The following is a 12,368-nucleotide window of genomic DNA, read 5'->3' as shown; positions in this document are numbered from 1 at the left end:
GGCACTAACAAGCCATACCGTTGAGTAAGAATCCTGCACTACAAGACCGCGGCAGAAACAGGTAGTAAGGATACGAATTTTCTGCACTAAAAGGAAAAAATACTCACATTTCGAAGAATAAATTGACAGGTAACGCTGGTTGGAGAAAGCATCCCGTTACGCGGAATGGAGAGTTACCGTAAGGTATTTCACACGCGACGGTGGTAACTTAAATTCTCGTCCCATGCACAACCGGCTCCCGGACGGCCTGACAGATTCACTGCAGTTTCTACAGATAAAAGAGAGGCCATAAAATAAGTTAGGGAATACTACTGACTGAATTTGAATAATTTGCAACTAAAAGTCACCGGTGCAACGACTAAAACGGTTCATCCGTCGAAATGACTGTTTTACCATCAAAAAATGTCACCATAGAACAAACAATAGGTAGTCCGACTTTCGGGCTGGGCTAACTTGCAACCGCACCCTTAGTCATCAGATTCCGTTCCCCAATACCGCTTAATATTCACTCTAACCATTTCTCACTTATGAAGATTGCGCGTTCTACGTTCCGATCCATGCTGGCGCTTCTGGTTGTCAGCGGCTTGATTTTTGGCGTTACCAGTTGTTTTAAAGCGATTCAGGATCATGCATTCCCCAGCCCCAAAAAACTGGCACTGCAAAGTACAGTAGTTTCCAATTTGAAATCGCCGATTGGTATCGTCGAAGATACCAAAGGGTATCTGTGGATTACGGAAGCCGGAAGCGGTACCGCTAGTCCAGCCAGTGGTCAGGTTTCGGTCATTACGCCGTCCGGGAGTATCTTTCCCGTTATCACCGGGTTTGTTTCCGCACAGAGTCCGGAAGGTGGCCCGGAAGGTCTTAACCACCTGGCGCTTAAAGATGGGAAACTTTACATCCTGCACGGTGTTACCGACCGGCTTTACATTGCCGATGTATCTTCTTTTGTTCCGGGTGTAACGGCTCCTCTTTCGGCGAGTGCGCTGGCTTCGGAAGATATTGGCACCTACGTTAAAGGTGAGCATCCCAATGCTCCGGATGACCCGGACTCCAACCCGTATAACCTGATTTTCGGGCCGGATGGGGATCTATACATTGCTGATGCGGGAGCCAACGCCATCATCCGTCGGAATAAAGACACGAAAGCCTTATCGATTTATGCGACATTTCCGGACATAACCACCAGTCCGAAACCGTTCTCGGGCGATGTGGTGCCCACCGGTATTGTTTTTGACGGCACAAAATTCTGGGTTACCTCCCTGACCGGAGCTCCTTTTCATCCTAATATAGCGACGATCTACCACGTAACCTATGGTGGTGCCACCGGTGTGGTTTCGAGCTATAAAACCGGATTTACGACGCTGACGGACATTGAATTATCACCCGATAAAAAACCCCTCGTAACGGAGTTTGGGTTTCAGGCAGCCGGTCCGCCAATTTTGGGTCTAGTGGCCAGCGGTGACGATCCGAACGAAACCCTGCTTGATCTTACCGGCTCTAATCCCGTCGATATTCTGCGTAGCAATGCAGCCGATACCTATTATATCGTATTAACTAGTGCCACAGATGGCAAAGTCATAAAAGTAATTGCCACACTTTAAGCCTTGTTGCCACGATCTCCCGACGGCACCCCTGACCAAATCAGGGGTGCCGTTTTTAGTACCCTTAGAACCGGTTTTGGCCCGAATCATAAGGTTAGCAACACGCCCACCGAGGCATAATTGATCCAGGTAAAGTTATACACTTCATCACTGTCGGCACCGCCCTCGACCACCCGGTATCCTACTTTAAGACCGATTCCGGGCGTGATCCGGTAAGCGGCCCCCAGGAAAATATCTTCAGCCCGGCCCTGCCGTGCCCCCAGCGCATCGCCTTCCAGCAAAACCGTCCAGCGGTTGCCGGGCGTATAAGCTGCGTAAAAATTCAGCAACGGCACAAAGCCCACATTATCGAAACTGGCCTGCCGGGCTTCATTCTCGTACCGGATGTTGGCATCGCGGATTTTAGCCGTGAGCCCGGCGCCCAGCCGCCAGCGGGACGTCGTTACAAAATCGTAGCGGTAGGTCAGCCGGTAGGAATTAAACTTGTAATAGGCCGTTGTTGGCTGACCCGCCGGGAAAAGCACGTTATTGAAATTGACATCCTGATTAAAATCACCCTTGTAACGAACCGTCAAGGGAGCATACAAGGCCGAAATCGTATGACGATTGGCGAAGGTATACGACAACCGAGCCCGAAAAAACACTTTCGGGTCGGCGCTGAGCTGGTCCGCTAAATCGACCAGCGTTCCGCCCTGGTTTAGAATCCGGACGTTGTTGTACGCTGTACCGAGGACGGCACCTGATTCGAGGTCGAGCTTTAACTGGGCGCGCAGCGGCAGCGCCATCAGCAACAATAAAACCGGTGCAAACGCCCGGCAAACAGAAATACGGTTCATACGATGTTGAGTGTGGACATCGAATAAACCCGTTACCGGGTAAATGGTTTACGGTTTTTGATTGGCGGTTTCGGCGGAGTAATGGCCGAAACCTTTTGTCATTCCGCTCCAACGGCAGCCAATCCGGGCGAACTTCTACTCAAAACGGCTCCCAGAATGCGGGAGGCCGCACGGACACCGATCGTAAACCCAAAGAACGGCCCGAAGGCCCAGCCCGCCGGAAAACTGCTGAAATACAAACCGGGCACCTGGCTCTGAAACCCTTCATCCAGAAACGGATAACCGTTGGCAAGGGGCAATCCGGCCAGCAGGGATTCGCTTAAAAACGGCAACCGCCGGATATCGACCTGGTAGCCCGTGGCGGCAATGACCTCATCCACTTCCAGTTCCTCCTCCGAGTCCAACCGCACGGATAAACCACCCGGTTTTTCGGAAACCATCGTCACCTGCGTCCGGGGATGCAGGTGAACGTTTGGCTGAAAAATCCGGTCAGCCAGCCAGGGTTCCAGTTTTAACCGGCCCTCCGTCCAGAGACGAAGACGCTGGACTTCCTGCTCCCCGGCCGATAAATGCCGGAACCAGCCGGGCTGATCGACCATGCCCGCCACCAAAGCCTCCACCCACGACCAGTCGGAAAGGGTGAATTGGGGCGTATCGTGCCGGTAACTAAGGTCGATGCGGGCCGCGCCGGCTTCGCGCAACAAGGCCGCCCACTCAAAGGCACTCTGGCGACCACCCACCAGCAGGACCCGTTTGCCCCGATAAGCCGCCAGCTCGACCGCATCGCGGGTGTGCCGCAGCCGATCGGGCGGAATCAGTTCCGATAACCCGGTCGGAATGTGGGCGTCGAATAAAAACCGGTGGCAATCACCACCTGCCGGGCCCGCACGCTCGAGCCATCCGCCAGAGTAGCCTGAAAATGGTTCCCGTTTTGGCCCAATTGGGTAACATACGTTTCCTGAACCGGGATTTCCGCCCGACGCATAAACCACTCGCAATACGACAGATACAACTCCCGCGACAGCGGCTCGACCAACCCGCGCGACGTTCCGCGTTCGGACAAAAACCGCTCGATGGTCCATTGATTGTCGGGATCGAGGTGCCATTCGATCCCCGAGCGCAGCAACATCCCGGCGGGCATATGGCGCTTCCAGAATTCCATTGGATAACCGACCATCCGGAAATCGTGTTGCCGTTTTTGAAGATAAGCCGCCAGGCCCAGCCCAAAAGGGCCAGCCCCAACAATCAGGGTTTCGGTAGCGTGATTCATGGGAAACAGAAGGGATTTGGTCGGGCAAACGATAAACCCGCGTTAACGCGTCAGACGATAGAGTAATACCGCCGTCCGCTGAATCAGCAAAGGATATTGTTTCAGGTTAATATCTTCCTCGATACTGTGCGCTCCCCTCCCCGACGCGCCCAACCCGTCGAGACACGGCAGGAATTCGGCCACGAACGACACATCGCCCGCGCCCCGCGAACCCGGATCACCCGACCGAACCGGCCCCAGCCCCATATCCCGGCTAACCTGATCGACGACCGCCCGCAGGTTTTCGTTCTTTTCAGACGGTTCCATCGCCGGAATTCCGTCCTGGAAGGTAATGGTGGCTTTCGTAATCGGCAGACTCTTTTCGACAATCTCCCGCATCCGGGCGCGGGCGCTTTCTTTCTGCTTTTCGGAAATAAACCGCAAATCACCTTTGACCAGCGCCGAAGGGGCGACAATATTGGTTTTGCCGGATGTTTCGGCGCGGGCCGATTTTTCGTCATACTTCACATCCGAACCACCCACAATCAAACCGGGGTTAAAGGTCAGGTACTGCTCCTGCCCCAGTACGCGCCGGAATTCGTTCAGAATCCGGGCAGTTTCAAAAATGGCCCCGTATCCCAGGTCGCTGAACACCCGCGACGAATGCCCGGTGCGGGAAACCACGTTAAGCGTCCAGCTGCTCGAACCCCGTCGGCCGGTGGTCACAACATTCAGGCCCTGCGCCCCTTCGAACGCCAGCGCGATATCGCATTTTTTCGCCCGTTCGATGAAATCCCGGCGGCTTTCCGGGCCCCCGCTGCTTTCTTCGTCGCCGGTGAAATACGCCGTAATCGACACATCATCCAGCAAACCGTGGGTGTGCAGGGCTTTCAAAGCCGCCAGCATCAGCACGTTACCGCCTTTAATGTCGTTGGCCCCCTGCCCCGTTGCCGTCGAATCGTTGACCCGCGTAAAAGGATCGAACGGCAGGCTTTTTTCAAAAACCGTATCGAGGTGGCCGATCAGAAACAGCTTTTTGCCGCGCTTGCCCTGGCGGGTGGCGACCAGGTGCCCGGCCCGATTCAGGGAATCCGGTAACGTCACCCACTCGGTTTTGAACCCCAGCTTTTCGAACTCAGCGGCCAGCAATTTCCCGTTTTCCCGAACGCCTTCCAGATTGAGCGTGCCGCTGTTGAGGTTGACGGTTTTTTCCAGAAACCGCTCAGTTTCGGGCTGAAGCTGCCGGGCGGTTGCGATGATCTTTTTTTCAATGGGTGCAAGCGATTGAGCTCTGGTTTTGACGAAGAGGCCGAGCAGCGTGAAAGCGGTGAGTAAGAATTTAGTCATGTTGTGAAAATCATCAGGTTGCGTCTCAAATTAAGAAGGATCGGGGAAAAATACGCACGTTTCCGAAAAACGGTTTTCGGTTGCCCATACCGTTCCATCATTCACGCTTTCATTCCATTATTGGATCAGCTGCGCCCCTTTTGTCCGACCGATCCGGCGGCTTCCGTTGCCCGGAAAACCAGCCGGTACTTTTGCGTAACGCGCACTTTCGACACCACACGACAACTTCACTAATGAAAACAACAGGTTTACTCCTGCTTCGCAGTCTGGTGCAGCTAGGCGGTTTTTCGTTTTCGGCCATTCTTGCCATGTTCCTACCGAAAAACTGAGACGATGGCCTGTCAACTTCGGCGATTTTGTCCTTCCTTTGTACCGCCCGAACCAGCACTGCCTTTTCGTGACGTCCAAAGAAGATGGAAACCTTAGTCTGCACCACCCCCGGCCAGTTTGAATACCGATCCGCTGTCAAACCGGAACTCACCCCGGATCATGCCATCATCAAAATCAAACGCATTGGTATTTGCGGAACCGACCTGCACGCGTTTGAAGGGACTCAACCCTTCTTTGAATACCCGCGGATTCTGGGTCACGAACTGGCTGGTGAACTGGTCGATGCCGACGGCGCTCCCGGTTTTGAAAAAGGTGAAATCCTGACGTTCATGCCGTACTTCTACTGCGGAACCTGCGTGGCCTGCCGACTCGGTCGCACCAACTGCTGCGCCCAGTTGCGGGTTTCGGGTGTTCACATGGACGGTGGCATGGTCGAATACCTGAGCGTTCCATCGTACTCCCTGCTCCACGGCGACGGCCTGAGTCTCGACGAACTGGCCCTGGCCGAACCGCTCGCCATCGGGGCGCACGGCATCCGGCGGGCCGACGTACAACCGGGCGAGTTTGTGCTGGTCATCGGCGCGGGTCCGATCGGTCTGGGGGTCATGGAGTTTGCCCGGATTGCGGGCGGTCAGGTGATTGCCATGGACATCAACGAAGTACGGCTGGCGTTTTGCCGGGAAAAAGTACGGGTTCCCTACACCATCGACGCCCGATCGGCAGATGTGACGGAGCAACTCCGCACCATCACGAACGGCGATATGCCCACGGTGATCATCGACGCAACCGGCAACCAGAAAGCCATTAACAACGCCTTCCAGTATATGTCACACGCGGGCCGGTATGTGCTGGTGGGGTTGCAACGGGGCGAGGTCAGTCTGAGTCACCCCGAATTTCACAAGCGGGAAGCAACCTTAATGAGCAGCCGGAACGCAACCCGGCAGGATTTTGAACACGTCCTGAATTCGATGCGAAAAGGCCTGATTGATCCGCTGACGTACATTACGCACCGCGTTGGGTTCGGGCAGGTGAAAGACCAGTTTGCCAGCTGGCTAGATCCGGCCAATGGCGTTATCAAAGCCATGGTGGCAATGCCGTAGGCCCCTTTCTGCCTCCCGCCAGCTATTTCCTTCCTATCACCACTTATTGGTTGAGAGTCTCCGGTTATTAACCCGGACTCGCATCCCGGTTTTTCCGTGCCCTATCTTTAGGCATTCGTCACGATCCACACCATTTTTCTTTTGAATTCCATGAAGAAATTTTCTCTTCTGTTATTGGTACTTGTCGGCTGGCTTAGTCACCCGGCGCAGGCTCAACCCCTCTCCCTTAAAAGTTTCTCCGATGGCATTACCAACCTCGTCAACCTGAACGGTACGCTGATCTTCAGCGCCCATGACGGTCCAACGGGAATGGAACTCTGGAAAAGCGATGGCACCGCTGCCGGGACGGTATTGCTGAAAGACATTAATCCCGGAGCCGCCAGTTCCTCACCAGCCTACCTGACCGTGGTGGGCAACACCGTCTTTTTTGCCGCTACCGACGGCTCAACGGGTGTCGAACTCTGGAAAACCGACGGCACGGCTGCTGGCACCACCCTCGTCAAAGACATCCGTCCCGGTGGCTACGGTTCGTCCCCCGTCTGGTTGACCCCGATGAACGGAACGCTCTTCTTCCGGGCCGATAACGGCACCAACGGAACGGAACTCTGGAAAACCGACGGCACCGAGGCTGGGACGGTCATGGTACGAGACATCAACTCCGGCCCGGACCACAGCGACCCGCAATACCTTACCCCGATCAACGGCACCCTGTTTTTCAAAGCCACCACCTACTACTACGGCGCCGAGCTCTGGAAAACCGACGGCACATCGATGGGTACGGTGATGGTCAAAGATATTAACCCCGGCAGCAATGGCTCCAGCCTGAATTACCTGACCAACGCCAACGGTACGCTGTATTTTACGGCCACCCTCAGCGATACCGGCAGTGAACCCTGGAAAAGCGACGGCACCGAAGCCGGGACGGTGATGGTCAAAGATGTGAACCCCGGCTGGCCTTCCTCCGAACCGTCGTTTTATACGTACCTGAATGGTTTCGTCTGCTTTAAAGCGTACGAAAACACCTACGGCACCGAACTCTGGAAAACCAATGGTTCGCCCTACGCGACCAGTCTGCTGAAAGACGTTTTGCCGGGTGCATCCGGCGAAGCCAACGGCATTCCCGGTTTCATGACCGTGGTCAACAACCAGATTTTCTTTACCGCCAACACCTTCGGGAAGGGCCGGGAACTCTGGAAAACCGATAACACCCCGGACGGTACGGTTTTGGTTAAAGATATGAACCCCGGTCAGGAGTCGTCGGATGCGTCGAATTTCACGGAGTTCGGGGGTGTGCTGTACATGAGCGCCCGAACAGCCGACCACGGAGTTGAACTCTGGAAAAGTAACGGCACCGAAGCCGGTACCACCCTGGTGGCCGATATCAACCCCGGTGCCGCCGATTCCGCCCCTTACAACCTCACGCCGGTCAACGGAGTACTCTACTTCGCAGCCACGGGTCCCGACGGAATGAAACAACTGTTCCGCCTGAATCCCTGCGTCAATCCGCCCGCGCCGAACCTGACATCCGGCGGTCAAACCACCGTAACGGTCAATCAGAACGCTCCGGCCGTGGTGCTTTCGGCCCCCAATTGTTCCGGCACACTGAACTGGACCGGCCCCGACAACACCTCCGGCAGTGGCAACATCACCGTTCCTGCTTCGTTCAGCGGCACCTACGTTTACACGGCCACCTGCAACGTAGCGGGCTGCGTGAGTCCGGCATCGAGTGCGACGGTCATCGTGCAACCCATAATCAGCACTCCCGATCCGGGCGACACGCCCGGCCCGGTGGGCGGCAACTTCGAGGGCTATCTTGACAAAGTCGAATGCGGCACGTTCCGCGGCTGGGTCTGGGACAGAGACAAACCCAATACCGCCCTGAAACTGGAGTTTTTTGCCAACGGTCAAAGCATCGGAACCACCGACGCCAACATCTTCCGGCAGGACCTGAAGGAGGCCGGAAAGGGCAACGGCGTTCATGCCTACAGCTTCCCGACCCCTGAGAACCTCAAAAACGGGCAAACCTATTCGATCAGTGCGAAAGTGTACAACAGCAATTATACCCTGAAATGGGCCCCTAAAGATCTCGTCTGTACCGGTTCCAGTCCGGAGCCCGATCCAACGCCCGGTCCTGATCCGGGCGACGACACGCCCGGCCCGGTGGGCGGCAACTTCGAGGGATATCTCGACAAAGTCGAATGCGGGACGATTCGCGGCTGGGTCTGGGACAAAGACAAACCCACTACCGCCCTGAAACTGGAGTTTTTTGCCAACGGTCAGAGCATCGGTACCGCCGACGCCAACATCTTCCGGCAGGACCTGAAGGAGGCCGGAAAGGGCAACGGCGTTCATGCCTACAGCTTCCCGACACCCGCCAGCCTGAAAAACGGGCAAACCTATTCGATCAGTGCCAAGGTGTACAACAGCAATTATACCCTGAAATGGGCCCCAAAAACCCTGAGCTGCCCCGGTAGCAGCCGGATGGCGACCGAATCGGCCGAGGCTCAAAAACCGCTGGAGGTGGTGGTACGGGGCAACCCGATCCCCCAGGATGAGCTGGAAGTTGAGGTACGGGGGGCAGAGGGCCAACCCTTGCACCTGTTATTAACCGACGGACAGGGCCGGATCGTAGCCGAGCGACACCTGAACCAACCGACGAACCGGGAACTCCTGCGGTTTTCCGTTTCCGGCACCGCACCGGGTATGCTGTTCCTTCGGGTAGCCAATTTCCGTCAGGCCCAAACCATTAAACTATTGAAAGTAAAGTAAATAAACTAACCCGGTTTCTGTAAAAGGGGCTTGTCAGACACTTGGGTTTGGCAAGCCCCTCCGTTTTCCGGAGAAAACCGGTTTTACAACCTTTTCTATCAGATTTCCAGCGCGTCGATAAACCGTTCATCGGCGGAGGTCGGTGTGTAGCGCTCACACTTCTCCTGCCGGGGCGCACTGCCGTTCGGACCACCGGCCAGCAAACCGGGTACCGGCCCAGCACCCTTCCTGTTTACCTTACTCCTCCTTGAACCCGACCGTTCCAAACAAAAGTCTACGAATCGATGGGAAACGGAATACCGTTTTCGAGCTATTCTAAACGCCCCTTTTTTGTAGGTTTGTTTTTCAACCGATGGCGCATTCCTACCATGCAGCAACTTTGCACCTCCTCCGGCGATTTTCTAATCGGGCTCGAATCCACCGAAACCGCGGCTTTTTCCCAGCCGGTCACCTTCCGTGAATATGCGGTTTTTTACGTAGCCGACGGCAAAGGCGTCTTTTATTCCGATTTTGGTGCTTTCCCGTTTGAAGGCCCCACCCTCCTGTTTGCCACTCCTCTCCAACTGATTTCCATGAAATCGAAAACCGTTTTCCCCATCCGGTTCCTGCGGTTTCACGGCGACTTTTACTGCATTGAATACCACCGGAAAGAGGTAGCCTGCAACGGCCTGCTTTTCAATAACATTTACCTGGAACCTTCCGTTGTGCTGACCGATCGGGAAATCGGAATTATTGAACGGATTCAGGACGATATCGCCGACGAACTCCGCCAGCCGGAACCCGCCGAAATGGTCCTGCGCGCTTATTTACAATTGTTTCTGGCCAAGGCCAGCCAACTGAAAATCAAATCATTAAACAATCCGATTCACGCCATTCCCCGGGATGAGTCCATGGAGCAGTTCAAACAACTGCTGGAGCAGCATTACCTGGAGTTGCGCAAACCGCATGAGTACGCATCCCTCCTGGCGATGTCGCCCAACACCCTTACGAAACGCTGTAGGCGTTACTTTAAAAAATCGCCCTCGGCCCTCATTCAGGAACGGTTCATTCTGGAAGCGAAAAAGCAATTGCACCTGACCCGCAAAAGTATCAAGGAGATTGCCTGGGCGCTGAAGTTTGAGGACGAATTTTACTTCAGCCGGGTTTTCAAGAAATTCACCAACATCTCTCCCCAGGCTTTTCGGGACCAAACCGGCATTTCAATCGTGGCAGATTTGTCCATGTAATATCCGCTACCATCCATGTCAAGGCGAAAGCCCCACAGCTAGTTTTGTATCGTCAAGTTGATCGAACAGTCACCCCAAGACCACCCATTACGCATGAAAACGAGCTTGATTCATTTCCTGGCCGGTTTAGACCAGGCTGGCCGCAACGCCATCCGGTTTGGACTGGTGGTTGTTTTTTTCTGGATTGGCGCGTTAAAATTCGTCCCGTATGAAGCCGACGGGATTGTTCCTTTTGTCGCCAATAGCCCGTTCATGGCCTTCTTTTACCAGCATCCGGCCGAGTATAAATCGCACATGAACAAAGAAGGAGAGCTGATTGAGAAAAACCGCCAGTGGCATATCGCCAACAACACCTACGGTTTTTCCATTGGTTTAGGCATCTTTCTGGTGACCGTGGCCGCGCTGGTAGCGCTCCACCCCGTTGCCCCCGCTGCCAGTATGATTGGCAGCTTGCTCATTTTTATCATGACCCTCGGAACGCTTTCCTTTCTGGTGACCACCCCGGAAACCTGGGTACCGCAACTTGGCGACCAGCACTGGGGATTTCCGTATCTGTCGGCGCGCGGGCGGCTGGTCCTCAAAGATCTTGTCATTTTAGGCGGAGCGATCGTCACCCTCAGCGAATCTGCCCGGCTTTACCTCCACCGCAGCAAACCGTCTTAAAGCAGCGTTCTCCTTTCGCCCTCAAACGACACTGACATAGTCTTTCAGGTGCAGCCGGAGAGTCCGAAGCGACTGCATGATGTGGTATTCGACCGTGCGCTCGGGAATGCGCAGCGACGCGGAAATTTGCCGGACCGACTGGTTTTCGAGCCGGTTGAGCTGAAAGATCTGCCGGGTTTTTAATGGCAACTGAGCAATTCCCACTTCAATGGCCTTGTTCAGATCTTCGTACGCCAGCAACTCTTCCGTATGGCAATCAAAATCGGAGAGCGTGGCATTCCTGAAATGTTCGTATTTCTGCCGGATCAGCAACGCCTTGATGTGGTTCAGGATTTTATACTTAACCGCCCCGAACAGATACTTCTTCAACTCGTCGATCTGCACCGTTCGCCGGCGTTCCCACAAATCGACAAAAAGGTCCTGAATTAATTCTTCGGCATTTTCCTGCGAATCCAGTTTCCGGCGGGCTACGACAAAAAGCGGGTGCCAGTATCGGCGGTAAATCGCCTGAAAAGCCTCTTCATTTCCATTCTGAAAATAATTTACCAACACGGCATCGCTTAAAACCGAGTATTCCATAGAAGATGGTAGAATGGGTAGAGCGGGTTATACTTTCGGCGACCCGTCTCCGAAAAGAATAAATTTATAGCCTAATATTCCCATTCTCATCCGACCCGCTATCCTGTACTTACCTGTGTAAAACCGTTTGCTTCGCCGTTTCTGTCCGACAAATACGGAACCGATTTACCGGTTTTTTTCCGATTCTGTCAACTCCTACTCGCGGGCGCCAGCCCAGACCGCCTATGACAAAATAAGGAATTGTCGGCCTTCCAAGGCTTTATAGTATAACTATTCGATTATTTTTCTGAACAAATTGCGGTTTTCTTTCGCCTGATTGACATAGCTGTATATATAACCTGGTCTTCTCCCTGGAACAGCTGGTTCCTGCTTTTACCGAGAATCCACATGAATCGAAAGGGTTTCTTAGAACTGCTTCAACGCTACACCGATGGCACCTGTTCACCCAAGGAGAGACAGATGATGGATTATTGGTATGACTTGCTGAATCAGGAGGACGACCGAATGGAAAACCGCCCCCCCGAACCCACCCAGGAAGAGATGATATGGACAAAAATCCAGTTACGAATCCGGCCGAAGACAGAACCCGATCCGCCCTTGCAGGAATGGTGGCAGCAGGACAGTTGAGGACCGATCACTCCCTTTGAATACCTATTCCGACTTTTCAC

General features: G+C 54.3%; 11 protein-coding genes. 6 read left to right on the top strand and 5 right to left on the bottom strand.

The window, feature by feature from the left end:
* Positions 1-527 precede the first annotated feature (527 nt).
* Positions 528-1,601, top strand: coding sequence for a ScyD/ScyE family protein (locus tag ACFPMF_RS17445; protein ID WP_379847589.1), 1,074 nt, complete (start codon positions 528-530; stop codon positions 1,599-1,601).
* Between the two features lie 86 nt (positions 1,602-1,687).
* Here the strand turns inward: ACFPMF_RS17445 and ACFPMF_RS17440 are convergent, their stop codons facing one another.
* The 4 genes from ACFPMF_RS17440 to ACFPMF_RS17425 all read right to left on the bottom strand — a co-directional run bounded on the left by ACFPMF_RS17440 (position 1,688) and on the right by ACFPMF_RS17425 (position 5,033).
* Positions 1,688-2,437, bottom strand: a complete 750-nt coding sequence (locus ACFPMF_RS17440; protein ID WP_379847587.1) for a porin family protein — start codon at positions 2,435-2,437, stop codon at positions 1,688-1,690.
* Between the two features lie 98 nt (positions 2,438-2,535).
* Positions 2,536-3,210, bottom strand: a complete 675-nt coding sequence (locus tag ACFPMF_RS17435) for an FAD-dependent oxidoreductase (protein ID WP_379847963.1) — start codon at positions 3,208-3,210, stop codon at positions 2,536-2,538.
* 41 nt (positions 3,211-3,251) lie between these two features.
* On the bottom strand, positions 3,252-3,707 hold the full coding sequence (locus ACFPMF_RS17430; protein WP_379847585.1) for an NAD(P)-binding domain-containing protein: 456 nt from the start codon (positions 3,705-3,707) through the stop codon (positions 3,252-3,254).
* Positions 3,708-3,749: 42 nt separating this feature from the next.
* Positions 3,750-5,033: a M20/M25/M40 family metallo-hydrolase gene (locus ACFPMF_RS17425; RefSeq protein WP_379847583.1), complete on the bottom strand. Its 1,284-nt coding sequence runs from the start codon at positions 5,031-5,033 to the stop codon at positions 3,750-3,752.
* Positions 5,034-5,446: 413 nt separating this feature from the next.
* Between ACFPMF_RS17425 and ACFPMF_RS17420 the strand changes: the two genes are divergently transcribed.
* The 4 genes from ACFPMF_RS17420 (at position 5,447) to ACFPMF_RS17405 (ending at position 11,121) form a co-directional block, all read left to right on the top strand.
* Positions 5,447-6,463, top strand: a complete 1,017-nt coding sequence (locus tag ACFPMF_RS17420) for a zinc-binding alcohol dehydrogenase family protein (protein WP_379847581.1) — start codon at positions 5,447-5,449, stop codon at positions 6,461-6,463.
* A gap of 150 nt (positions 6,464-6,613) precedes the next feature.
* Positions 6,614-9,232: an ELWxxDGT repeat protein gene (locus tag ACFPMF_RS17415; protein ID WP_379847579.1), complete on the top strand. Its 2,619-nt coding sequence runs from the start codon at positions 6,614-6,616 to the stop codon at positions 9,230-9,232.
* 368 nt (positions 9,233-9,600) lie between these two features.
* Entirely contained in the window at positions 9,601-10,458 is an 858-nt protein-coding gene (locus ACFPMF_RS17410) for a helix-turn-helix domain-containing protein (protein WP_379847577.1), read from the top strand.
* 93 nt (positions 10,459-10,551) lie between these two features.
* Positions 10,552-11,121: a DUF417 family protein gene (locus ACFPMF_RS17405; protein WP_379847575.1), complete on the top strand. Its 570-nt coding sequence runs from the start codon at positions 10,552-10,554 to the stop codon at positions 11,119-11,121.
* A 21-nt stretch (positions 11,122-11,142) separates the two neighbouring features.
* On the opposite strand, the gene ACFPMF_RS17400 is transcribed toward ACFPMF_RS17405, so the two are convergent.
* Positions 11,143-11,700, bottom strand: coding sequence for a sigma-70 family RNA polymerase sigma factor (locus tag ACFPMF_RS17400; protein ID WP_379847573.1), 558 nt, complete (start codon positions 11,698-11,700; stop codon positions 11,143-11,145).
* A gap of 387 nt (positions 11,701-12,087) precedes the next feature.
* On the opposite strand from ACFPMF_RS17400, the gene ACFPMF_RS17395 reads away from it, so the two are divergent.
* Complete coding sequence (locus tag ACFPMF_RS17395) at positions 12,088-12,327, top strand: hypothetical protein (protein WP_379847571.1); 240 nt, start codon at positions 12,088-12,090, stop codon at positions 12,325-12,327.
* Positions 12,328-12,368 lie beyond the last annotated feature (41 nt).

Source organism: Larkinella bovis, from assembly GCF_042655385.1.
GTDB classification, from domain to species: Bacteria; Bacteroidota; Bacteroidia; order Cytophagales; family Spirosomataceae; genus Larkinella; species Larkinella bovis.
Note: the sequence above shows the minus strand (reverse complement) of the source record. Positions and strands in the feature narration are given on the sequence as shown.

Excerpts from the sequence above, each read along its gene's own strand:
- ACFPMF_RS17445 (WP_379847589.1), top strand. The coding sequence starts at position 528 with ATGAAGATTGCGCGTTCTACGTTCCGATCCATGCTGGCGCTTCTGGTT.
- ACFPMF_RS17440 (WP_379847587.1), bottom strand. The coding sequence starts at position 2,437 with ATGAACCGTATTTCTGTTTGCCGGGCGTTTGCACCGGTTTTATTGTTG.
- ACFPMF_RS17430 (WP_379847585.1), bottom strand. The coding sequence starts at position 3,707 with ATGAATCACGCTACCGAAACCCTGATTGTTGGGGCTGGCCCTTTTGGG.
- ACFPMF_RS17425 (WP_379847583.1), bottom strand. The coding sequence starts at position 5,033 with ATGACTAAATTCTTACTCACCGCTTTCACGCTGCTCGGCCTCTTCGTC.
- ACFPMF_RS17420 (WP_379847581.1), top strand. The coding sequence starts at position 5,447 with ATGGAAACCTTAGTCTGCACCACCCCCGGCCAGTTTGAATACCGATCC.
- ACFPMF_RS17415 (WP_379847579.1), top strand. The coding sequence starts at position 6,614 with ATGAAGAAATTTTCTCTTCTGTTATTGGTACTTGTCGGCTGGCTTAGT.
- ACFPMF_RS17410 (WP_379847577.1), top strand. The coding sequence starts at position 9,601 with ATGCAGCAACTTTGCACCTCCTCCGGCGATTTTCTAATCGGGCTCGAA.
- ACFPMF_RS17405 (WP_379847575.1), top strand. The coding sequence starts at position 10,552 with ATGAAAACGAGCTTGATTCATTTCCTGGCCGGTTTAGACCAGGCTGGC.
- ACFPMF_RS17400 (WP_379847573.1), bottom strand. The coding sequence starts at position 11,700 with ATGGAATACTCGGTTTTAAGCGATGCCGTGTTGGTAAATTATTTTCAG.
- ACFPMF_RS17395 (WP_379847571.1), top strand. The coding sequence starts at position 12,088 with ATGAATCGAAAGGGTTTCTTAGAACTGCTTCAACGCTACACCGATGGC.